15 protein-coding genes are annotated in these 23,992 nt (G+C 40.0%); all 15 read right to left on the bottom strand.

Translation table 11 applies throughout. From position 1 onward, the window contains the following. Nucleotides 1-78 precede the first annotated feature (78 nt). The 15 genes from dpdD to V7K27_RS16560 all read right to left on the bottom strand — a co-directional run bounded on the left by dpdD (nucleotide 79) and on the right by V7K27_RS16560 (nucleotide 23,799). Nucleotides 79-2,139: a protein DpdD gene (gene dpdD / locus V7K27_RS16630; protein ID WP_334949052.1), complete on the bottom strand. Its 2,061-nt coding sequence runs from the start codon at nucleotides 2,137-2,139 to the stop codon at nucleotides 79-81. Nucleotides 2,140-2,309: 170 nt separating this feature from the next. Further along, a complete protein-coding gene (gene dpdK, locus V7K27_RS16625) occupies nucleotides 2,310-2,825 on the bottom strand; it encodes a phospholipase D-like domain-containing protein DpdK (protein ID WP_334949050.1) in 516 nt (171 codons plus the stop codon). A 6-nt stretch (nucleotides 2,826-2,831) separates the two neighbouring features. Continuing rightward, on the bottom strand, nucleotides 2,832-3,278 hold the full coding sequence (locus tag V7K27_RS16620; protein ID WP_334949048.1) for an HNH endonuclease: 447 nt from the start codon (nucleotides 3,276-3,278) through the stop codon (nucleotides 2,832-2,834). Next, nucleotides 3,248-3,517, bottom strand: coding sequence for a hypothetical protein (locus V7K27_RS16615; protein WP_251957688.1), 270 nt, complete (start codon nucleotides 3,515-3,517; stop codon nucleotides 3,248-3,250). Before V7K27_RS16615 ends, V7K27_RS16620 begins: the two co-directional genes overlap by 31 nt. A 128-nt stretch (nucleotides 3,518-3,645) precedes the next feature. Then, entirely contained in the window at nucleotides 3,646-4,302 is a 657-nt protein-coding gene (locus V7K27_RS16610; RefSeq protein WP_334949046.1) for a hypothetical protein, read from the bottom strand. A gap of 3 nt (nucleotides 4,303-4,305) precedes the next feature. Continuing rightward, on the bottom strand, nucleotides 4,306-7,332 hold the full coding sequence (locus V7K27_RS16605) for an HsdM family class I SAM-dependent methyltransferase (protein ID WP_334949044.1): 3,027 nt from the start codon (nucleotides 7,330-7,332) through the stop codon (nucleotides 4,306-4,308). A gap of 37 nt (nucleotides 7,333-7,369) precedes the next feature. Beyond that, nucleotides 7,370-7,843 (bottom strand): hypothetical protein, encoded by a 474-nt coding sequence (locus V7K27_RS16600; protein WP_104900798.1) that lies wholly within the window; start codon nucleotides 7,841-7,843, stop codon nucleotides 7,370-7,372. A 128-nt stretch (nucleotides 7,844-7,971) separates the two neighbouring features. Further along, on the bottom strand, nucleotides 7,972-12,495 hold the full coding sequence (dpdJ, locus tag V7K27_RS16595; RefSeq protein WP_334949042.1) for a protein DpdJ: 4,524 nt from the start codon (nucleotides 12,493-12,495) through the stop codon (nucleotides 7,972-7,974). Nucleotides 12,496-12,518: 23 nt separating this feature from the next. Beyond that, entirely contained in the window at nucleotides 12,519-13,220 is a 702-nt protein-coding gene (locus V7K27_RS16590; protein WP_334949040.1) for a hypothetical protein, read from the bottom strand. Beyond that, on the bottom strand, nucleotides 13,211-16,297 hold the full coding sequence (dpdH, locus tag V7K27_RS16585; protein ID WP_334949038.1) for a protein DpdH: 3,087 nt from the start codon (nucleotides 16,295-16,297) through the stop codon (nucleotides 13,211-13,213). Before dpdH ends, V7K27_RS16590 begins: the two co-directional genes overlap by 10 nt. Then, nucleotides 16,294-17,202, bottom strand: a complete 909-nt coding sequence (dpdG, locus tag V7K27_RS16580; RefSeq protein WP_334949036.1) for a protein DpdG — start codon at nucleotides 17,200-17,202, stop codon at nucleotides 16,294-16,296. Before dpdG ends, dpdH begins: the two co-directional genes overlap by 4 nt. Beyond that, nucleotides 17,199-19,721 carry a protein DpdF gene (gene dpdF / locus V7K27_RS16575; RefSeq protein ID WP_334949034.1) on the bottom strand — a complete coding sequence of 841 codons (2,523 nt, stop codon included), beginning with the start codon at nucleotides 19,719-19,721 and terminating at the stop codon, nucleotides 17,199-17,201. Before dpdF ends, dpdG begins: the two co-directional genes overlap by 4 nt. Then, nucleotides 19,718-23,080 (bottom strand): protein DpdE, encoded by a 3,363-nt coding sequence (gene dpdE / locus V7K27_RS16570; RefSeq protein WP_334949032.1) that lies wholly within the window; start codon nucleotides 23,078-23,080, stop codon nucleotides 19,718-19,720. Before dpdE ends, dpdF begins: the two co-directional genes overlap by 4 nt. Further along, nucleotides 23,077-23,349 carry a hypothetical protein gene (locus tag V7K27_RS16565; RefSeq protein WP_334949030.1) on the bottom strand — a complete coding sequence of 91 codons (273 nt, stop codon included), beginning with the start codon at nucleotides 23,347-23,349 and terminating at the stop codon, nucleotides 23,077-23,079. The genes dpdE and V7K27_RS16565 overlap by 4 nt, the downstream gene beginning before the upstream one ends. A 267-nt stretch (nucleotides 23,350-23,616) precedes the next feature. Beyond that, a complete protein-coding gene (locus V7K27_RS16560; RefSeq protein WP_334949028.1) occupies nucleotides 23,617-23,799 on the bottom strand; it encodes an HNH endonuclease in 183 nt (60 codons plus the stop codon). Nucleotides 23,800-23,992: the final 193 nt, after the last annotated feature.

Genomic DNA, 23,992 nt, shown 5'->3' with positions numbered 1-23,992 from the left:
GCAGTTTAATACTCAAGATTATTGATAATTTTACTAAGTCTCTGATTAACTCAGCCCTGCTGGGTCATTTTGCATGGCTTAGTCTAAACTCCAGTTACAAGCTGCTTCTAAAATACTTTTTACTCTGATTGCTGCGGTTTCTGTGAGAGTGTAAATAAGAACAGATTTACTCTTGAGTTTTTGGAAAATATTCACCTCAACTTCCAGATTTTGCTCGACTAAACTCGCTGGTTCGTCAAGCAAATCTGGAAACGATTCTCCTAAGTGTAAATCTTTTACCAAAGCGCGAAAGATTCCCCTTTGCACTTCATCAATACGTTCTGTAAAACGGCGTAGAGTTTCAGCCGTAGCAAATAGAAGTTGTTCGCGCTTTTCTAGGACTGGGCAGGGATATGATATTAGTACATCAATTAAATCAAGCATCCAATCAACTTTTTTGGGTGAGGCGAACCTGTCCCAAAGCTCCAAAGCATAGTCTACAATCTCTGTATATTTTGCTGTATTAACTCCCAAAGTTAAAATAGCGATCGCTAAATCATTAAACAAAACCAAATCAATATCCCCACCCTCTGTACTCAGGACTAGCAGTTCTAGCAATGAATAATAAAGGCTCTCGAACTCGCCACGGGGAAATTGCTCATCTTTCTGAAAAAATCCCAGCAAGTAAGGAAGCGCATCGTGCAGGACAGACTCAGCTGTTGAGCCTACTTTACTTAACAATTCGTCAAATTCTGCCACCGCCTGTGGTTGCATCAGCAAGGTGGTGACATCCCACTCGGCAGAACCCTGGCGTGCAGTGTATAACGCTCGTTCCCAGCTTGGCTTTTTGTCAAGTTGCGATAACCACTCCAGCCAATTCGTTGGGACAGATAAAGCTGTTGGGGTGTCTTTTGTTGTACCTTCCTGGCTTCCCCGCAGTTGAGTAAGAAAATCTTGGTTCCAACGTACCTTCAGCAAGGCTGTTTGCTCGTCAGCAGTCAACTCGTCAAAGGCTTGCAATGCAGCTTTTTCCACTGCCAAAGTTTGCAACTCGTAGGCGCATTGAAGGAGCAAGCGAACTTTCTCTTTCGACGACGGAGCATTACAAAGCAATGAAAATGCTTGATCAAAGTCTCCGTTTTTGGATAGCTGTTCGGCTTGTTGCAGGGGGTCGCCTTCGCTATCCGGGGTAGCATCTTTTAGCAGTGCAGCTAAGAGATGCAAATAGCTACGGTGAGTTTCTTCAACTTCCCCAATTGCCAGCAGTTCGTCCCGAAGTGCAGGTTTCGTTGGTTCTCCACCCACCGCCAGCAGCATAAATAATTTCAATACTTCTGGGATTTTACTACCTGCACGGACAGCAAAAAGATTGTTGTAACGGGGAAAAACTACTTCTTGGAAATAAGCTACAGCACTGCCTGGGGCGTTATTGTCCTCAAAATGTTGTAGTTCAGTGAGGTACACTGCCCTAAGTAAGGCTTGGGTAACGGCGAAGGGTCGGCGAACCTGCAAAAGATTGCCCAGTTCCGGGAGGGTAAGCAACTCATTCCATTGCTCTAGTTCCGCCAAGAGTTGCACGCGCAGAAACAGCAGATTCAGCGCATCCAGGCGATGCTGGTCTACAAGGTATTGTAGTGAGTTTTCCGCAGCAATGCGATCGCCTGCTTGCAATGCCATATAAAAGTCCCGCAGTACCCGACCTGTGGGACGGGGAATATCTGCGACCCGTTTCACCCGTCTCTCACTCACCCGGCGCATCCGTTCTAGTGCTTCCCAAACATCCGTCGCCTCTCCGCACAGTTTGACCGCAGCACCTCCAGTAAATTTGTAAACTGCTAATTCTATAGGGTCTTGCGGGTTTAGTTGCGCTCTTTGTCCGCGAAATGTCGAATATGTGGGGCCAACAAACGCCATTAATTCTTCACTCAAACGGCGTAATTGGCGTTCCGAAAGGGCGATGGCGTACCAATCTACACTCTCGGAACGCCAGCAGGGAAGAATTGTTGGCTGAGGTTCGCCTTTGGTCAACAACTCGACCCAAGGACGGATTTTGGCTTGTTTTCCTTCGCCACGTTCAATCTGCCCCAAGTCAAATTTGTTGTCAGTGCCAAAAAACTGCTCTAGGAAGTGGCGGATATCTGCATTGCTAGCATTAGTCATCTCTTTTGAATATCACATATTGGCGTTGCATAAATGCGGAAGAATTATCGGGCTACGCCCCGCTTCGCTAACACGCAGAGGCGCAGAGAGAATAGGGAGTTTTAGATTTCAATACATAAAATTTAATTCCATGATTCAGCAACGACGACTTTTTAAATTACGAATTAGTATTACGCCCCTCCCCATCGGTTAGTAAAAATCAACTGTTGTTCAGCGATCGCTTCTGAGGATGTTTCATAAGTTACAACTTCCTCATTGACTGTAATGCCGTTGTAGGTGAAGTTCATCGAACCTGCAAGATAATACCCATCTCCCAGGATACCTTTTGCGTGGAGTTCTTCGGTAATGTGGAATCGCACGGGAACGTCCTGATAATCAGTTTTGCCTTTGATTTGTTCAATAAATCTGTGGTTGTGAGAGTCGGGACGGGTAGCAATGTGTACAGTCGTTCCCCGTTCGGCTAGGGTGGCGAGGACTTGGGAGAGGCGAATGCGGGAACGACTCCATGAGGGTTCTAAGCATAGGAAGGTGTTGGCGGTGTTATCGATAACAGGAATGTCAGATATCCACGGGGAAACAAGCCACACGCATTGGCTGGGGGTGATAAGTTCGGCGACGAAGATTGTTTGGAGTAAGTCAGGGATTTGGCGGGAACTTAGGCGGGAGTGAATATAGCGGGAAGGCATTTAATTTTATTCTTGACGTGGATCTGACTGGGGTGGATGCCAACCCGCTTCTACCCAAAAACGACGAGCAACTTGAATGGAAGGCTCATCACGACGTTGATCGTTGAAGTCAAAGCGATCGCTAGTAGCTCTCCCTGTAGGAGTTGTACCGACAATTTTTGTCCCGTCTTGTGTCCAAATAAAATGCTCAGACCATTTTTGCTGACGGGGATGAAATAGAGGGACTTGTTTTTGAGTTTTGGGATCAGTACCTACTGTAAAATTATAGTGACGCTCATTACAGCGATGACAAGCTAATGCCAAATTATCGAGTTCATCAGAGCCACCCAAAGACTGCGGCATGATATGATCAATGGTAAAACGGTCTGGACTCAAGTATTCTGGAGAGTGACAGTATTCGCAGAGATATTCAGCTCGTTTTCTTACAAGTCTTCGAGTTTGTTCGGACACCATTTACTTTTGGCTGCTAGTTGAGCGTTAATCAAGGTAAATATTCGCTCAAGTTCGGAAATGCCTACATATTCAGCTTCTTCTTCAGGAGTGAGCGCATCAGCTTTTTTCTTCTGCAACAGTTCTTCAAAGCGAGACTGTAGCTCATCGGTAAATTTAAAAAGATAAATATCACCGAATTCGCTCATCCTTATACCAGATGATATTAAGGATGAGGGTTGAACCATCAATTGAGTAGTCATTGTGTGTTCACAGTGTCTTTGGTTCTATTGTGCCTCAATTAATCGATGATTATAACGGTGTGGATTATAGTGTTGTGGAGGAGTGTGATGATACCACGCTTAAATTATTCTATGCAAAGGATAAAAATCTAATTAACTACGAGAAATAAATGGAGAATCGTCATTAAATCATTTTGACCGTCTTGAATATGACGAGTACGATATATATTTTGTGTTGTTCCAAAACCTGGCTCGTCAACCCAATCTTCTTTCAAAGATATCTCATTTTTATATTTATTAAGGCGATCGCAAATCAAATCAATACACTCAATAACCTTACCATCAATCACAAAACCTAGCATGGCTGCATAGTCATGACCTATACTGTAAGTTTCTACAACAAATCTTTTTACACCCTCTAAAACATATTTTGTTGCTAAATTTCTATCTGGTTTTGTACTGCTGACTCGCTTACACTCAATACCAAAATAATCTTCACGTTCCCATGAATAAATCATTTTAAAATCAATAAAACCATCTGGCTTAAAGCTCTTGTCAGAACGTCTTGTTGCTGCTTCATTATCAATTATTGGCGGCCCATTTATACCCCGGCGTTCCTTTTCAGCCCACATCTCATTATGTAAGGCTCCAGCAATAGTATCTTCGTCACTTTGGGTATTAATCTCTGGTTTTTGACATACTTTAATCCAAGCTGCTTGAATGAGATCAAGGACTGTTGCAATAATGTCATATCGCTGAATAAATGATGGTTGTCCAACAGCACCTGAATCATCCAATGGCAACATAATTTAACGATTCCTTAAATGTTCAGCTAAAACAGTATCAGCATCATTCAACCCAGCAGAACGACTCCAGTAGCGCAGTTGAGCAGGTTTAATAATATACAAGTATTCGCCGTTATAAATTCTGGTATTACGGCGGGTGAAAACGCGGTCAGCCAGTTTTGGCGGTAGTTGTTCCGCAATGCTTTTCAGCACAGTTACCAAATCTTCAGCTTGAACAGTTTGTATAACTGACTCACGACCTGGATATGGTACTATGCTAAATTTAACCACCTGTAATGGTGTTTTAGGAATACTAAATATATCAGCAACTATACTTCTTTCGTTAAGTGTCTGAAAAAAGGGTTTAATAACACTCATCAATTGTATAGAATACGCTTCTAAATCAGCAGTTTTAGGTCTTCTTAATGCTGTAGATTTCTCACGATTCATATACAAATCAATCGTGATTTGCGTAGTATCTTCAACTAAAATACGTTCTTTATCATCTAAACCGTAGAGATTAAATACAGCTTCATCAAGTTGTTTCTTCAAATCTTTCTCAACAGATTGGCTGGGAGATTCACGCAATCTACCTTCTATTTCAATAATTTGAGTAATAAATCTTTCGTTTTCTTCATTTGGCTTAGGAACAGGAAGTATTCCTAAGTCTTGTGTTTTTATTTCATTACGCTCAATACCCCATGATGAAGCTGTGAAGAATAAAAAGTAACTTATAATTGATGAATTGATAACACCATTCAAGTAATGAGCTAAACTGACTTGATCTTTTGCAAAAGAAATACCTGAATATCTTTGTGTGTAAACAACATCTTCTTGACTAAAAGCAGAAAAGGCATCATTTCCATCAACACTTAGTGAGATTATAACCAATGGAGCTTTATAAATTTGCGAATCCCTTGGAGACTCCATTGTTGCAGGTGGGAAATCTAGTTTATCTACATCAATTTGATATCTGGGCATTTTGCTAGAAGGCAGACATTTTTTATTCATCAATTCTTGTGGGATTTCTTGCTTATTTCCATAGTTAAATCCATTCTTAGGTGGATTTCCTGCAATTTGTTTAATGTTTGTAAAATCTGCTAATTTTTGGATCAGGCACATATCTCTAGCACTACCCCAAGTAGCAATTTTTAGCATATTTGATTCTAATGCTGTACTAAAAACCGGAAGTTTTTTAATATGCTCTGCTCCAATTTCAACAATGCCATGTCGTCGAAAATCTATAGAACGTTCTGGACATACAAAGTAAAAAGAATCTCTCTGTTCTGAATATTTACCTTCTGCTATTAAAATCATGGCTGGAGCTTCAGAATTAGGAAATATATGCTCTCTACGCAGTTTGGATAAATTAACAATAACTTTTGGTTTAAACCTCATCAACAAAGATTCTTTTGCTTTTGTAGCTGCTGTGTCATTACTGAAAAAAGGCTTGCCATGCAAAATTAAACCAATGCAAGTTTTATTATTAGCAAAGTCGCCAATACGCCATAAAAATGCTTGGTCTGGAGGTGTACCATAAGCTGTAGGATATCCGTCTGGATAACCTGAATCAGGACGCTTACGCTCACAATATTGTTCTGCTGATTTATTTGATTTAGGTTTTGTCCAAGGTGGATTACCAACGATTGCACTAAATTGTTTATGTGTAAATTGTTCTATTTGATTAAATTCTGCTGTTTCATCAAATGCGTCACTGGCAAATAAATTATTACCTATTAGCTTTTGAAATTTTAAATCATCTGCTAATTGACGATGTTGCTCTAATTCATAATCTAATTCCAAAGCAGTAAGGTAAAGACTAAAAGCCGCAATCTGAACTGCTTCTGGATTAATATCTACACCATAAATTTGATTGTAAAGAGTTTCACGAATTAGATGGCGAGTTTGTGATTCTCCATTAGTCCAGCGTTTAACAACTAATCTCCGCAGAGATTCAACTAAAAATACACCTGAACCACAAGCTAAATCTAGAACTTTAGCATCGCCATCAAGTTCTTTAAATACTTCAGAAAGTACCAAATCAACTAAATTTATAGGTGTATAATGTGTACTATTTTCTTTTGCTGATTTTGAATCAGTAGCATAAATAAAACTTTCATAAATTGAACTAATCAATTCTATGGGTATAACTTTGAAATCATAAGCTCGCCATAGACGTTGTTGACCTGTTCCTATTTCTTCTACACCACCTATTAAACTTTGTGCAACTTCAAGATGTTTTTTGGCTACAGCATCTCTTTCTTTTATTGAAACAGGAAATAAATCCCCATTAAAAATCGTTTGCAACCACTCAAATAACTCATAAGTAGCTAGTTTATCATTTAGGAGTTCATTAAATGAATCTACTCCAAAGCGGCTAGAGAAAAATTCTTGATTTAAGATATCTCTATCTTGCAGATAAGCAACAAAAACAGAACGTATTAAAAGAGCGTGAGCAAATTGACGCTCTAATTTTTTTTCTTTTGTTAATTTCTCTTCAGCCTGATTCAAATCTTTTACAAGAACTGAATCTACTCTTTGCTGACGATCAATTTGCTTTGCTTCTACCTTTTGCCAAAACTCACCTGATTCAATTTGCAGACGACTAGCGAATTGATTCATGCGGTTCAAGTCACTTTCAGTAGTTTCAAAGCTCTCGATTAAATGTCGGTTTGGATCATTTTCATCTTGTTTTGTGGGTTGAGAATAACAGTTATAAAGTAATACCTGCTCAGGTGTAATTACCCACAGCATTGGGGCTGAACCATGATTCCAAGACAGTTTATGTAGTTTAGCTAACTCTCTAGGGTTAGGTTCATTTAATTGAGTGAAATAAATACAAGGTGAACCAGATAATTCATAGATTGCTGTAGCGTTAATTTGCTCAGGATTAATTACAGCACTATATTTAATGCACTTATATAAATATTCATTGTTATTGCGAATATCTTCCGCTTCTGTAACTCCTGTAGTTGGCACACCATCATGATAGAAGCCAGTATGCTCCATTACTCGCTGGTATATTTCATTTACAGCTATATTAGAACTCATTACTGGTTTCTCCTTGTGATTCTTGTCTGTATTTCTCTTACCCCTTCAAAACTATTCCTGTCCGTTTATCAAAATCTAAAACATGATGTTTCTCTGCTTCTATTGCTAATTCTGTAATCACATCTCCTATTTCTCCAATTTCATGAATTACAACTTGCCCCTGATTTTTTCCAGATGTTTCTAAAATCATCAAACCGAAGTCTTGCATATCTTCAATTAAATAAAGTTGTGAATTAACAAAAACAAGACGATGCTTAAAAAAAGAATATTCATAATCTCTGAATTTTAAAAAATATAAAACTTTTCTAATTTCTTGTAATGAAAGCTTCTGTCTTAAACTTTCAATAGTTTTTATTTCTAGAATTTGCTGCCACTTATAAACGACTTTAGGGTGCTGAGGATTACCAAACTTTTCTGGCACTACCAACTCCGTTCTGTCTAAATAGCTTAGTCTGCCAGAGCTTATGCCAGTCAGAGCGATGGTTTCTTGTCTAGTAAATCCACTAGCCATAAAAAGTTTTATACTCCATCGAAATACAGCTATATTTTGTTTAAATTTTAGTTTAACTTTTAAACACTTGTTTTAAATATACCCCAAAATCAAGATATTTTTAAACTTTTGTTTAAAAAATGTTAACTTTACTGCACTAGCTCCCTGACTCGTAGCCTCACCCCAAACCCTCGCGGATACCTCTGCACCCCCTCCACCAATGGATAAACCTGCAAAAACCCAAGTTCCATCGGTTCCACTGCCAAACTCAAAATAGCTGACTTTAAATCTCCTCTCGCATCAGGAGGCGCTATCAGCGAAACCGATGCACCTTGCTTAAACGCTTCCTCCACCTGTTCTCGCCAGTTGGGTTCATTCAGCCAAACTGTACGATCGCCCACTTGCAAAACATCCAGTAAAATTTCTCTATCAGCATCGGCAATCACAACAAAAGGATTATAGGAAGATAAGGCGCGAGAACGAATAATATTTCCCCTCGCCCACAACAGCCCATAAATCACTTGAAACCGCCAATAGGGATTAGGCTGCACTAAACCAAGATGCAACAATGCCTGATCCAACTGGTCATCGTTGCTGGCGACATAGGCAAACACCCGCGCATCAATTTCAATACCTAAACGCGCTTCTTCTTGATGCCACAAACGAATCAAATCCAGCAGTAGTTTATCGGTTTCCGGGGTACTTCCAGGACGCAAAACCCGTGCGTTTATTGCAGTCATCACCGGATGCGTTACCAAAATACCTTGAGAAGACAGGACTTTACGGAGGCGATCGCTTGCTTGTTTTAATTCACCATGTCCTTCGGCTAACCGCACATCAGCCATTGCATCGGCAACATCTGCACTGGTTTGGGTTAACTCCAATAACCGCGTCAGTTCCGAATCCACAATCTCAAAATCCGCAGGTGACAACGCACTCCCCGCCAATCGGAAAAAATTCGCCGGATCAGCAGCATAACGCCGTAAGATTTCCTCAATCACCCCGCCGCCACCAATGGTAGACTCAGTTATCCAGATTTCCTCCACCCCCTCTGAAATAGCAGGTGCATCTAGTGGACGCGGGCCAGGATCAATATCTAAAATCAGGTCGCCCAAATCAAAGTGGGGGCACAATTGCCCGCAAGCATCCAGCAGCGCCCCTCCCAAGGTCGCTTTAAAACGTAATGCTGCCCAAGAGTGCCACTCTTCATCAGGTTCTGACCAGAGAATCGGTGCAAGGTCATTTAATATAGTTTGGATGATGTCTGCGTTGGCAAGTGCCAGCAACCTATCATGTACCCTCTGCCGTCCCTGAATTTGTTCCGGTGCAGATTCCCCTTCTTCCAGTAGAGTTTCTTCGACGTTCAAGCTTTGAAAGATATTGTCCAGAACCCTTGCCATTTCTTGACCCATATTTTCACCCAAAAGCGCCTCAAAAGCTTCAGGTAGGGAGATTTGGTCTGCCAAGGCGCGGGCGGTAAGCATCGATATATATATTTGATAAAGCCACTCTCGTTGAAAGACATTTGTTAATTCACACAATCTGGTATCTGTCAATACCCGATATCGGAAATATGCCGTGCGAAACGCCCAAATCTTCTCTGGATTAGAATCGCTGGGACTGATGCTGAAATTAGGCGGAATACAAAAGCGAAATACTAGACCATCAACAGATTGGGCAAATCCTACAGCTGCTGGACTACCATCTTGTCTTTGGGTGAAGCGAATTGTCGTATCGAGTTCGTCACCTTTTTGAAAACGGATGTTAGCATGGGAGGCGATCGCAAACCGCCGCACTTCAAGAGGCGATTGTTGGATGTGGGTAAAGCAGCAAACTTCTGTAATAATTTTGCACCACGAGGAACCTTGGGGTAATTCGAGTTTAATACCGGAGTCGGGAGGAATTATTTGACTGCACCATTCTAATTGGGCATTAGAACGAACGGAAATGCTGGCAGGAACTTGTGTAAGATTGATTGCCCAAGGACGAATGCAGCGAATATCTACAATTTCTCCATTTTGCCAAAGTTGAAAAATTCCGGCTTCTTCAAATTCAGTACAGTAGTCTTCTATTGGTAAACTTTGTTCTCTTTCTTGCCAATTCGGGGGAGCAATCCAGTGAGTTGCATGGATGTGTTGGACTCCAAAGCGACGACTAGCCCTGCCTGGTGTAAAGGTTTTCAGTGCTTGAATAATGGGCATGAGGTTAATATCTGGCTGGCTATTACGCAATTGGGGAGGTGTCGTAATCTTTACTTCTGGTAAGAGCAAGTCGCTAAATAAACTGGGGGGAACGAAATCGGGTAAGGGGTCGTTGGTTTGATAATCTTGGTTTGATTCATTTAGATGTACTGAAAAGCGATACCAATTAGACTTTAAACGCCGCAGCAAAGTGGGAAGTACCACCATCATCAATGACCTTGGGGCTTCCCAGAGAATAGCTTCGACCTCATCTTTGCTCAAATTCAAGGCTGATTGCAGATATGCTGCCAATTCGAGTTGTCCTGTTTCTGTTTCGAGAATCTTTTCAATTAGTTCTATTTCTAATTGCTGGCGTTTTTTTGCGTATTCAGATGGGCTGGCAAAATCATACCAAACACTTCCTTTGATTGCTGCTAACTGGTGTCCCACCCAATCCATAAAAGCGAAAACCGCAGATGTGCGAATAACATAGCGGTTTTGGATGGGGAGCGATCGCTTTTCTAAAACTGGGTTAAATAACATATCATAGCCTTGATAGACAATGCGATCGCGTCCGTAGTCAGAAAGCACCACCACTGTCCAAGGTCGCATAATTCGCCGTCGTCCAGCACGTCCTTTTCTTTGGAGAAATGAAGCCATATCTCGCGGTGATTTGTGCTGAATTACACCTCCAACCTCTGGGTCATTGAATCCCACTTCCAGGGATGCAGTAGCAACAATTACATCGCTATTTGGGGTAACTCCAGTATCTTGGGAACTAGTGCGGCCAATACTTAAAGGCAATTCCAACCCATGACCAATTTCTTCACATAAAAGCCAAGATTGCCCAGCAACCAAGCGTTCGCTCCCCTCAGATGCACTATGCGATCGCAATGCTGCAAATGGCTGTCTTCCCCGCAGAGGACGACCCCAACTGTCGCATCCTTCGGCATCCAAAAGGTTATGGAATAAGCGGTTGGTAACATCTAAATCGTCAGTAAAAGCAAAAACACGGGAACCATAGAACCCTTGACTGGGAGGGTCTTCAGATGGATCAAGGATGCGCCGTAGCAGCATCGAAGTTAGTATCGTTGTAGACAGTAAACTCGTTCCAGATACGGGGTCGCCTCTGAGAACTAATTGATATTCCGTGCCTTCCGCAACTTGATTTTCGCCGGGGGAAACTTCCTCGATAGAACCAGGATTTAAGCCTATAAGTTGGCTAAAAAACTCTGCTGCACTTTCTAATGTTGCCGAAAGACCCGTAAATTGGACTTTTGTGGCAATTATTTTCTGCCAACGTCGCAACAGGTAAGCAACCTGTGCCCCGTGAATACCCGTGTAAGTATGTACCTCATCAAGCAAAACTATCTGAGGCTTTTTCGCAGTTGCAATGCCGAATATATGACCGTAACGGGAGTCTCCCATAGACCGATTAAGCATTTCTGTGCTGGTAAAAACCAAGTCTGGGGGAGTTTTCGTCATGCGATCGCGTGTTAAAATTACTTCATCTTCTTGGATAACAGCACCGCAAGATAGCTTGAGACAAGAAAGTTGTTCTTTACCTGCTTCTAAATCAGCCCGTCGCCAAGATAGCGCACCCTCACATCTGGGACACCGCAGGTAAGGACAAGTAAACCCACCACTTTCAGCTTCCCATTTCTCCTGTACCCGATCCAAAGTTGCGCTTCTGGGAGTTAAGCCAAAAAATGCACCAATAAGAATTTTACGCTTACCTTCTGCCTTGAGGACAGCATCAAGACGACGTGCTTCTTGATAGGTTTCAGAAAACTGGTCTTTGAGAAGTTCGTTACGGGGATAAATTGCTAGTCCTTTACTCCAATACTCATTCTTTTTCAACAACCCTGCAATATGCGCCAGTGCTGGTAAGTAAAAAGATAAAGTCTTCCCCGTTCCTGTCCCAGCACAGACAATCATCCCGCGACTTTTCGTGCTGTTTAAATCCCGCAGCATCCGGCTTGTAGCACGTAGCTGAAAATCTGCAAGTTGAACCTCACCACGCAATGGCGAATTTAGTATAGCTGCAACAGCTTTTTTTCGTATTGGAGTTAATAGTTTATCTGCCTCTAGCTGTTCAATTACTGTTTCAGGTGTAATATACCTTTTTGGATAAATTCTCGGACGGATTTGTAAGCGATAATCAGCAACTAAGGTAGGAGATGTTTGCCAACTATTATTCGGAAAGAGTTGGCGGAGACGGGCAAATAATCTCACCCCTTCCGCCATCCTGGTGCGGAAAAGGCGATCGCCTCTGAGGTTGAATTCAAATAACAATTTGCGATCAATAATTTGATCTAAAAAATCCCAAACATCCTCCTCAATCTCACAAGTATTTAGAAAATCTTCCGCAAGTTCTGCAATTTCATCTTCAGAAAATCCCCCATCAATAATTCCCCACGTCAAAAGTTGGACTTCCTGGCGTTCCAACTTATCTAAAAATTCTCGAATTATTTTATCCCAGTTGGTAGTCACCCTTGCTCTGCCCTTACTTTATTTTAAATCAAGCGAATTTTTAAAGAATCAGAAATACCATGTTGATTAATCCAATCTTGAACTTCTGGAGTTAAAAGATTTAAAGGCGCTCCTTGCTCAGATACTGCTTGGAGGAAATGCGATACAGCTTCTGGAAAATCATCAGACTTGAGACTCTTCCAAGAATATTTTAATTGTTCTATTTTAAGTTCACATATTGCAAAATCAGCATTATTTTTAGGATAACGGATGTTTTTTAAATATTTCTCTATATCCTGAATTTGTAGAACTGTTTGTTTAAAAGCTTCTACTTTAGCCAGCAAATTGAGTATTTCATTGTTAGTGCTAGGCATTTTTTGATCGCGATACCTTTGCCAATATTTACTCAATTGCTGTTCTAGCGTATTTTTTAGTCTTTCAGCATCGGACTTTAAATTATTAATTTCAGTATTGTTAATATCAAAAATCCATTCATTATTACTTAAATTCTCCTCTATATTGAGAATCAAATTCAATATTTTATCTGTTTTATTAGCCAAATCGATATCTATCATACCTCTTTGTCGAAAAGCTTGTAATGCTTCCGCTAGCGGCTGAATAGCAGCAATTGTATCATTGACTTTATTTTTTCTATCTTGAATAATTTGAAGATTAGCTGCAAAACTTTGCAGAGATTTTTTACGTTGAGATAAATCGACTAGTTCCTGTGATTTTTCTAAGAGCATTTTGTGTCCCCTTTAATTTCATTCATGAGATTCCGTAAGTTAGCTAACCCCTCACAAATTTCTTGATAACTAGATTCTACTGTTGCAGCATCAGATTTTTCTAATTCTGCAATACGACTTTTTGCTTCAAGAATCGAAGCATCCAGAAAATTATTTGTGTTCTTAAGAAAATCTGAAGAATCAGTAATGACTGTTTGATAATCTTCACTCAAATACTGAAGTAATTTACCCATATTAGTTTCTGAGTTTTCTTTCTGAGTTTGTAGGCGCTTCATTGTATCTCTGTAAGGATTAATTGATGTGCGCCTAAATTGTTCTAACACAGTTATCATTAAGTCTTTTTTAGCACGAAATACGCCTGCATCTTCTGCTGCTTCCATTGCAGCGTTGAGAGCATTAACAACATCCTTTTTCTTAACATCTTCTCCCAATTCGGATATTAGACGCTGATAGATATCTAACTGTCGTTCGTACTCTTCTTGAATAGCTTTCTCTAGCAGTTCATCGACTTGTTGACGTACTTTTTGCAACTCTGGAAACTTATCGCGGACATCTTCAGGAATTTGCTCTTGAGGTTGCCAAGATTTACGCACTTTTTCTAGAGGTTCAATAATTTGAATTGCATCAATAATTTGAAACGTTGAATTACTACCTTTTGTACAAGCAATGCGACTTTTAACAATATCTAATAATGCTTCTCGGTTTCTCTTGAGACTAAAGGTATCAAACAGCTTTTTCCAACTAGATGCACGAGTTGTATCATCGTTTTTATCTAAGTCGATAAACAAAGAATTAATCAAATTTTCGAGCGTATTAGTAGGATACCCTGCCATCGTGGCGCTAATCGCTAGTAATTCCACCGCAGCAGGTACGGGGTTCCAAGGTTCACCAGATTCGCGGGGATAAAGGCGAATTTTTTCGACGACGTACTGACTCCAACGTTCTAGATACTTTGCGTACATCCGAAAATAGCGATCGCCATTTTCAAACTTCCAGTGCTTATATTGATTGTATTTTAATATACCTTGAAATACGTATGCGGTTTCTGTAAATTCCTTATCATCATCTGGGTTGAGGGGAAGCGATAAAATAACCCCAGAATAAGTCCCTCTCTTGACTTTAGGGTTATAGAAAATGAGATTTCGCTGCTGAACCAACTTACCACCAGTACCGAAGAAACTACCTTTCAGCAGCATTTCAGTATCCCATTCAATTTTTTCGATGATAGCGGGGAAAAGCAACTCACGGATATCTTTAGCGATCGCATCTGGTAAAATTTCTTGATTGTTCCAACTGTCGAGAATTTCCAGCTTTTTTATCAGCATTTCTGGAATCTCTTGGACTAAAGTATCAATCTTATATTCCCCTGAAGGATCTAGTGTTACTTGACGAGTTTGGGGTGTAACCTGCTGAATTTGTCTCGGTTTAGTCTTGACATCAAGCAGAGGTAAATTAAAAGCAGTATGAACTTCTGGCGACAAATTGCAAAGCTCATTACTATCATCCCACAGGTCTAAAAACACCTCACGACGCTTGATATTTTGCGCGTCTTTAGCTTGGATATTTAACCTAACTTCAGCACTCAATCTCATGTTACCAAAGTGTTTTCCTAAAGCAACTGAAGGGAAACGCCCATTTTCAATATCATCAATAGAATTTTCTAAAGTGTATTTCAACACATCTCTAATCAAAATTCTGGGGTTAAATTCATCTGGATTTACTCTACTAAACATCTGTTCTAAAGCTTTAGAATTGAAAGGATAAAGACCCATTCCCTGAACATGACCAAATCCTGTATGACAAGCTTGGGAATGTTCGCATTCGCTACAAGCACTTTCTATTTCATCTCTATTTTGAGAATTAGCCCAGTTTTCAATATCTTGTTCCTTTAAGCGAACAGCATTCAGATATCTAGCAACAAATACTTGAATATCATCCTGAGTAATTAAAGATTGCTCACCAACTGTATCAATATTAAGATTGACGCTGAAGGTAACGCGCTGTTGCACTGTATCAATCAAATTTTCAAAATAACCTGTAGTACAAGCTAAGGCTGTACGCATAGCACATAATGGCTTATTTTCAGCTTGCTGAGGTCTTGCTAAAACTGCTTCCAATACTTCTCTATCAATACCTTGCAATTTAGCAAAATCTTCAATTAAAAGTACTAATTCAATATTTTTTTCTGCTAATGTCTCACGAACTTCGCGCATTAATTGCTGCAAGTCTTCTCGCCCGAAATTTAAAACTTGGGTGATGGCTTCATCTAAATGAGAGTTTAACCAAATTACAGTTTGCTTTTGTATATCCTCATCATTTATTAATAAACTATAAAATTCTCGTGCCTTTTCTCCAGCTTTTTGAATGTATAAAATATTAAGTTGCAAATCTTCGATAGAAAACTCGCGGCGTTCGTTAATATCTTCAATAGTATCTTGATATCCCAATGTATGAATTACCAACCGATGAATAATTTCTCTATCTCTTAATAAAAATCCTCGAAAAAAATCATCATATAGCAAAGCAGGTAAATATTTTATCAGATAGTCCTGAGTCTCTTTATCAGCAAGTTTAGCCCGTGTATGTTGTCCGTTAATGCCAACTTGCAAAGCTAAATTATTTAATAATTGTTCTCTTGCAGCCATATCTGTGAAAGTACGGCTCGATTGATTTAAACGTTTCCGATACTCATCTAATTTATCTACCTCAAATTCTGCAACATTTAAAATCTTTTCAATTATATCTTTTAAATTTGTCCTAATTCTGGGAATTAGCAGCACCTTCCGTTTATTGGTTGATTTTATATTAGCTTGTAACCAACGAATCAAGTGAGATTTTCCAGTACCCGTCTCACCCAAAACAGGTACAAAGGCAAAATCGTTTTCACCTAAAAAATCTTTGAGAAACTGTGCTTCATCATATTCTTTTTGTGATAACGCCTTAATAGAGTCCTGACGATACATTGCAATCGGATGATGTGTAGCTAGAAACAAATGATTTGCAGTTTGGGTTGCTTCCACATTCATCACCTGACGAATCATATCCAGCTTCCAACAGACAAACTTTTGAAAAGTCATGATTTTTCTCCTTTCCAAATAATGTGAGAAATTCGCCCATCATTATCAACTTGGTTATTGACTTTTGGTAAAATCATAAAGGCTGAATCAGATTGTCTATCAAGCTGAATCTCATCCTCATCGTGAAGTCGAAATAAGGCAAAAGCTGTACTTGTAGAAAGAAAATTAGTTTCGCGTGTGCTAATTTGTGCTTCTACCTCTTCTCGAAACTTTCCGGTTTCAAATAAAGGACATTGTTTGGCTAATCTGTTAATAAAGTCTTGGATTGTAATTTCTTGTTCCCCATTAAACAAAAGCTTGAGATTTCGTTTAATATAAGCTGTCGGGTCGGGAACTGTTACTGTTTTTCCTCCCAAAGTATGACCCCATGCAAAACCCAGATAGCGCATCCAGTCATCCATTTGAACAAAAAGACGCTCACTTGACATTTTTAAAAAATCGCCTACTTTTTGTTCGCTAACCAGATTTTCTACTTCTTTTCCATTTCCAGGTGCATCATAAATATCTTGTGCTAAATACCAAGCACACACTCGACCAAAGTCTTCTTCATATTGGTTATCACAGGTAAAAAATAAATAACTTAGAGTATCAGGTAATAGTTTGTCACCTAGTTTAGGATTTCTTGCATCCTCTGGTAAGTTTGAATTAATTGCAATTTCTTTATCTTCTTTAACTAAAAGCCCACACTCAATACTTTTGTTCAGCGTATCAGTGAACATAGGACGTAATGTTTTTTTCCCTTTTAATATCTCCTTATTTTCTGGTAAATGTTCAACTAATTTATCAGGAGATAATATTCTTTCTAATACGTCTCTATTTTCCCTTTGTCCTTGAGCATGAAGTAAATATCTAAATATTCCCCGCATTCTACTGGGATGAGCCAAACCTGTTTTTAAAACACTCATATACTAACCTCGGTACACAATACATCAAATTTAAAATATCTGCCTGAAAAAATATTAATTAATAGTCGGTCTTCTCTCTCTGGGTCTGGTGTATTTATAGGAAGTAAAATGATGCGCGTTGTGCTTGATGTACTGTAATTAGATAAATATTTTGCAGGTAGAGGTGTTCCTGGAGGATGAAAAATCAGAGTGGGTATTCGTGGCATTAGCACAGGTTCGTAACTATCAAATATAAAAATAAATGAGTTATGTATTCTACTACTTTCTTTCAAAAAATGATTATATTCTGGAGAAATTACAATATTCCTCATACCCTGTTCTATTAACCACTTAAACAATTTTCGACCTCTTGACAACTTATTTAATTGTTCCAGTGAATCATAAAAAATAAGCAGAATTTTTTCACCTGCAAGCACCCTTTGCATTTCTTGACCTGGAATAAAATTAGGTTTTTGCCATACAGGTCTAGAAGCAGGCATTATTCCCGGAAAAGGTGTGACTCCATTTTTTCTACAAACAGGACAACCTCCACAAGCACGAGAAACTATCACAGAATTTCTGGTTTCTGGAGTGTGACGTGAGGGGATGCTATACGCTTCCACAAATATTTCTGAAATACAACGTTTAGCTTTTAAAGCCTCTTTCATTAGTTGCAGATTTTTATAACTCCAGTTTTGACGTTCCTGGCGTACTGGTTCAACTTCAGATTCCCAAATAAATTTTTCTAAATGGCATTCATTGCGGATACGAATGCTGCGAGAATTTCTATAATCTTCCCAAGCTTGTTCAGATTCTGATTCAGAGTTTTTTTTCTGCGGAGGTTCTTCTGAGTCGATTTCAATTAGATTTGCTCGGTTCATCAACGTTAAAGTGCGGATATTCCAAGCCCTGTTTTGGTCACTTCGCATATCAATATCTGTTTCTAGTAAAGAGGGAGGATTATTAATAGGCACGCGATATTTACCGTCTTTTAGGGCTTGTTTTTTCGCAAACATACTTTGCCAACGCTGCAATCCTCTCTCGATAGTAATTGTCGATTTTTCGTTTAAACCACGAGCAATTCCGAAGTCCTCAGTTGTATATAATGTTAGCGACATACATGCTTTTCCATCCCTTCCTCCCCGTCCAACTTCTTGATAGAAACGGTCAATGGTTTCGGGAATACAAACGTGAATTACTGCCCTGACATCTGATTGGTCAATACCTAATCCAAAGGCAGAAGTAGCAACAACTATATCAATCTTTCCTTCCCGCCATTTTTCAATTAGTTGCTCCCGTTGCTGAGGAGTAGATTTACCTGTCATCAGGTCACATCTTTTAAATCCAGCGCGGGTTAATTCTCGTTTCCAATCCTCGACATCTTTAACTTTAGTTCCGTAAATAATTAACGGACGGGGAAGATGATAGACTACCTCAAGTAGCCTTTGTTTTCTAACTTCTTCACTCTCACATCGCTTAAACCAATAAGCAGGCTCTGGTCGCAACTGTACAGCAGATATAACTTGTAAATCTTTCCCAAATAATGTTTCGAGGGTATCTAAACAAGATTCTGTTAAAGTTGCTGTTAGCAATAAAGTTGTGAAAGAATTAAGACGCAATAAATCTCTTCGCAAACCAGGAATTTCTTGAAATGCGGGACGAAAATCATCACCCCATTGCTCTACCATGTGCGCTTCATCGATAATAAAATACCTTAATATTCCACGCTTGGCTGCTTCATACAGAGCAGGTGCCAGAGAATCCATTAAACTTTCAGGAGAGGTAAAAATTATCCTTTGGGTTCCGGCGCGAATGCGATCGCGTATCCCTTCTCTTCTTTCTTTACCCTCTACAGAATCATCGCTATAATAAGCTGTGGCATGGTGTACAAAAGGTTTTAATGCCCGTTGTTGGTCAATAGCCAATGCTGTAGTCGGAACAACTACCACGCTGACACCATTATTGTTTCTGGAGTTGAGCAATGCAGGTAGTTGAGCGCAAAGGCTTTTTCCCGCACCCGTAGGTAAGTTAATGATTAAAGTTGAACTATCAGGAGCAGTCAAAACTGCACGAATTGCTTCACGTTGTCCGATATTGCTGTATTTATCTAACTTCATTAATTGCAAAAACGGGTCGCCGGAAACTGGTTCATAATTCCGTCGAGGTTTTTCATTAAATAAGGGTGCATCTGGCGGATATTCGTCAGCAAGGTTAAGCCATTCCGGTTGCCAAGGACGGGCGCTGATGAGATAGTGTTCTTTATCTTCACCCCATACGGTTATGCTAGCCTCCTCCCAAATACTGCTATCGAGAAAAGGCGGTTTCCGAGGTATTTGGAGATAAATTGGAGAACTTCCACCCTGTTTTGTATCCTCGCGCCGCAACACATGACGCACCAGACTAACAATATCCCCAGACCCAGGCGAGTTTCGCAGCGCATCCAACAAGCGCCGATGACAAGGTTCTGAAACATGGCTAATATCTTCAGGAATTTTACCTGTTTTGAGAATTTCCCGAAGTTCTGAGAATGAGTCAATCATAAATCATCCTCCTCAGATTTAGCTGGAGGTCGCCCAGAAACGATAATAAAACCAACAGAATCAAGACGAATGCTAGGATGACAAATTCCTTCGATAATTACTTGGCTTAATGCCGTTTCGTTATTGAGTTCTTGCTCCAGTACCTTATTAGAAATACACTCTTGGTTAGTAAGTCGGTTGAGACGCAAGCGCAATTGGTCTAGTCTCTTACCTAACTTTTGTTCAGCACGGATGGCGCTATTTTCACATAATGAAATAAATTCGGGACGCTGACTGAGTAATTCTAAAGATGTGTCACGCGCCTGATAGCAAAATTCTTGCCACCTGCTAGACTCAATAAAATTATCAAGAATAGATAAACGACTTTTGGCTAAGTTGTAATCTCGGCATTTACTCCCTTTGCCTTTATAAGGACGTTGCAAGATATTTAATAGTGTTTCATCTTCAACAGCACACATTGGTTCATATCGTGCATCAATAAATACACTTTCTACAATTGGAGCGAATAACCCATCTACGCGTCTTTGCAAAGTTTTATCTTTTGTGGTATTTCCTGTGGAATTCGTTAAATTTGTTTCAATAACGTAATTAAATCGGAAACCATACCACTCTTCACCTTCCCCAGAATCCCAAGTTTCTTCAACTCGCCACATAGCAAAAGCTTGACCCCGATCGTCCCAATGAATATAAGATGATAGTGCGTCTACAAATTTTTCACCAATGCGGTAGAGTTTCACCCCAGGCTGTTGATTTGCTATACTACGGTTAAAAGTCCCAAATTCTTCCAAAACCCCTGCAAAATTGCTGCTCAAATCATTTGCTGGAATTAATGTATTTCCGGTAGGTTTATAACGCTTAAGTGCCGATAAATTAGGATTAGTGATTGGTTGAAATCTCAACGCATCAGAAATCCAATCTTCAGTTACTTGCTGGATTTCCTGATGACGGGCATCATAATCGTCTAAAGCTTGAAAATATTGGGTAGCGTTCTCATCCAGAGCATCAATTTCATCTAGGGCGTTCTGTTCGCTAATTTTGACTTGTTCCTGCTCAATTTCTTTTTGAATTACTTCTATACTTTCTAATAGTCCATTTGCACCAGATTTAAACAATATTTCTGCTAATACAGGTAATTTTTCATCTACATAAAATTGGAGACTAGCAATAGATTGTCTAAAGATATTAAACCCTTCTTTTAATAAGCGATACCATGCATCATGGAGACTATCGGGTAAGTCTACGCCAGCAAATACTGTAAACTCAACTTTCAATAGACGACCAATCCGGTCTATCCTACCAATTCTTTGTTCTAGGCGATTTGGCGACCAAGGCAAGTCAAAACATATCATGTAGTTGGTAAATTGTAAGTTACGACCTTCTTCGCCGGAGGAGTCGCAAACTAAAATAAAGCATTTGGGATCTTTTTTAAATCGGTTTAAGTTCTCCTCTACTTGAGAGGGAGTTTGTCCAACTTGATGGCTGACAACAGTCCCGTTACCAAAACGATCGCTCAAGTAACGGACAATTTCGGCGCAAGTTTGCACAAAGCTCGTAAATATAACAATTTTGGGCAGACTGTCTCCCGGTATCGGTCTTTTTAGTCGTTGTTGAACCTCTGCAAGCAATTTAGGGAGGTTGAATTTCAAGGATTGTAATTTTAAAGGTTCGCAGAGTTGATAGAGGATAACTGTCTTGAGTAATTCAAGGCGATCGCCATCCTCTGAAGGTTGTTCTATAATTTGCAGTAGGCTTTGCAAAATCTCTGCTTCCCCAGCAAATTTAGGAGTTTCAGTCAGGATGCGAACACTATCAGCGCCAAACTCCTGAATTAATTCCGCAGTGGATATACCCTTCGGGTTCGCAGTCGCCTGCGGAGGGAAACCCTCCCGCAGCGCTGTCTCACTACTTAAACGTGCTTGAATTACCTGTTTTAAAATACCCAGCCAAGTACCAGAAGCACGGAAGAACAATAGAAAAATGTGGTGATATTGTTTGTCATCAGGAGCTACATCACGCCACTCTTCAATTAGTTCATGGATGTCAGGCGATCGCTCATCTAAATCGTACTCGGTTCTCAGTGTAATATTACGGTCAAAGATTACATCTTCTACAGAAGCGCGACGATTGCGAAGCATCCTTCTGTGAAGTCTGTAGGTATCGCTAATATGGATACGAATTGCCCTGACAATTTCAACTATATCGCCAGCTTTTGCTTGTAAACTATTTTCTAGATTGTCTGCCAATTCAAGTAAATAGTTATCTTCAGCAAACAGGTTGCGGAGTTGTTTGAGATTAGTTTTCAGGACAAAGGGGTTTGCGCCTTCTTTAAATGACAGGAGAATTCGACCAATATCTTGGCGTTTTACTACCCGATCACGAAAACCTGCTAAGTCATCAAGTTGATAGGTTGCAGGATCGAGTAGATGCAGCATGGCGAGAAAATCTTGCTCGTGGTTGAGAACCGGGGTAGCCGAGAGTAGAAGCAGGCGATCGCTTTTATGAGCAATATTTTTGCAAGTCTCAAAACGCTGGTGCACTGCTGCATCGTTAGAGGTTGCCATTGCCGCAATGTGGTGTGCTTCATCTAAAATTAGCAAGCCAATATTCGCTTTTGGGTTGATTTTGTGAATATCCTCAATCGCAAGCACTGCTACCCGCTTGAGAAAGTGCGAGATATAAAACTTATTTTCTAATTCCTGCTGCCATTGTTCCAGTAAATATTGCGGAACTAGCACTACCGCACGTCCAGAAGGTTCATCTAATAAATATTGACGAAGAATAGCACCAGCTTCGATGGTTTTTCCCAGTCCAACTTCATCCGCTAATAAATATCGTTGAATCGGGTCTTCGAGTACACGACGGACAACTTCAACTTGATGTGAATAAAGCTTAATATTAGCGGAAATTAATCCCGTCATTCCCCGACTGACAGCACGTTGTAAAATTAAGCATTTAACAAAAGCAAAGCGTCTATCGTGGAAATAGGGCGTTTCTTGCCCCTTCATTGCCAGAGTTTCGATGGGGTCTGCTAGAGGTAAACTGCAACGCACGTATACTTGTTGTTCGTTGACTGCGATCGTTTTTTTATCAGGTAAGTCAATGCGATACTTATGAGCTTCCTCATCCCATTCGTAAATTCTGCCGTTAATCCATGCTTCTTGGCTCTCCAGGTAAATACAGCATCGAGTTTGACGCTCCAGTTTAAACTGATACAGGGAACTTAAGGGTAAGCTTTTTTCTATGCGTTGCCCAACTGAGTAAAAATATTCAACACTGGACTGGGTATCAGATATATCAATGACCTTCCCTATGCCCAAGCTGTTATTTCGGGAACGTACCAACGAACCAAGTGTTATCATACTCTAAGTCCACTAAGTACGTTAGCATTAACCTGACCGTAGCACGCACATAGCGTATTGTATCCGCGTGCTATTCGCTTCTTCCAAGATAGCTTCTCTAACAGAGAGACACCGTTAACGCGGAGCCTAGCATAATCTAAACTTAGGCAACAGCATAACTCTAGGTGTCCTACCACTGTGGTAAAAGGTAAGTCACAAACTAACTTGTCAGCATGTATTTTCCAAATTGCTAATTTTTGCAGCTTGGTGTGTAATAAAGCAATTTGCATCACTATAAATTTACCAGTAGTACACCCAGAGGGTAGATAAGTATATATTTATTATGCTTTCCTTAAAAATAAAAACCAATGATTTATTGTTAGAAACACAGAAATCAGTAGAACTACTGGATCAATAACAGGTAGCAGCTACATTACAACTTCTTGGAAACCATTCCTATTGCGAAACTTGCTGCTTTGATAGGGTCGAGGGGAACATTACTGTTCCACCCCTCCCATCCGAAACCGTGCATGAAAGTTGTCCCTTCACACGGCTACTCAATGTGTTTCCCTATTGTCACGGAGGGACTTCTGACTACCATCAGTGGCAGTTTTGACATCGTGGCAATGACGGTGCAGTAATTGAAGATTGTTCCATTCCTTTTTACCTCCACAACTCAGGGGTTTTATGTGGTCAATCTCCAATAAATCACCTTCAATAAAATTTAAACCACATCCCATACATTTACCTTTTTGTTGCTTAAGTAGCTTCCTTTTTGTAGTAGGGGCAGATATAGCGTAGCTGACACCAGGGGCAAGATAGCTTCAAATGCTTATCTTGTCGGTGGAACGATAATATTGCCGGAATGGCTTGCTTATGCTTCCAATTAACTGCGGCAACATTATGCTTCCAACTATGAAAGTAAGTTATTTT

Origin of the sequence: Nostoc sp., assembly GCF_036919575.1 — a bacterium.
In the GTDB taxonomy this organism is placed as follows: domain Bacteria; phylum Cyanobacteriota; class Cyanobacteriia; order Cyanobacteriales; family Nostocaceae; genus Nostoc.
This window is presented reverse-complemented; position numbering and strand designations above follow the sequence as displayed.

Excerpts from the sequence above, each read along its gene's own strand:
- dpdD (WP_334949052.1), bottom strand. The coding sequence starts at position 2,139 with ATGACTAATGCTAGCAATGCAGATATCCGCCACTTCCTAGAGCAGTTT.
- dpdK (WP_334949050.1), bottom strand. The coding sequence starts at position 2,825 with ATGCCTTCCCGCTATATTCACTCCCGCCTAAGTTCCCGCCAAATCCCT.
- V7K27_RS16620 (WP_334949048.1), bottom strand. The coding sequence starts at position 3,278 with ATGGTGTCCGAACAAACTCGAAGACTTGTAAGAAAACGAGCTGAATAT.
- V7K27_RS16615 (WP_251957688.1), bottom strand. The coding sequence starts at position 3,517 with ATGACTACTCAATTGATGGTTCAACCCTCATCCTTAATATCATCTGGT.
- V7K27_RS16610 (WP_334949046.1), bottom strand. The coding sequence starts at position 4,302 with ATGTTGCCATTGGATGATTCAGGTGCTGTTGGACAACCATCATTTATT.
- V7K27_RS16605 (WP_334949044.1), bottom strand. The coding sequence starts at position 7,332 with ATGAGTTCTAATATAGCTGTAAATGAAATATACCAGCGAGTAATGGAG.
- V7K27_RS16600 (WP_104900798.1), bottom strand. The coding sequence starts at position 7,843 with ATGGCTAGTGGATTTACTAGACAAGAAACCATCGCTCTGACTGGCATA.
- V7K27_RS16590 (WP_334949040.1), bottom strand. The coding sequence starts at position 13,220 with ATGCTCTTAGAAAAATCACAGGAACTAGTCGATTTATCTCAACGTAAA.
- dpdH (WP_334949038.1), bottom strand. The coding sequence starts at position 16,297 with ATGACTTTTCAAAAGTTTGTCTGTTGGAAGCTGGATATGATTCGTCAG.
- dpdG (WP_334949036.1), bottom strand. The coding sequence starts at position 17,202 with ATGAGTGTTTTAAAAACAGGTTTGGCTCATCCCAGTAGAATGCGGGGA.
- dpdF (WP_334949034.1), bottom strand. The coding sequence starts at position 19,721 with ATGATTGACTCATTCTCAGAACTTCGGGAAATTCTCAAAACAGGTAAA.
- dpdE (WP_334949032.1), bottom strand. The coding sequence starts at position 23,080 with ATGATAACACTTGGTTCGTTGGTACGTTCCCGAAATAACAGCTTGGGC.
- V7K27_RS16565 (WP_334949030.1), bottom strand. The coding sequence starts at position 23,349 with ATGCAAATTGCTTTATTACACACCAAGCTGCAAAAATTAGCAATTTGG.
- V7K27_RS16560 (WP_334949028.1), bottom strand. The coding sequence starts at position 23,799 with ATGGGATGTGGTTTAAATTTTATTGAAGGTGATTTATTGGAGATTGAC.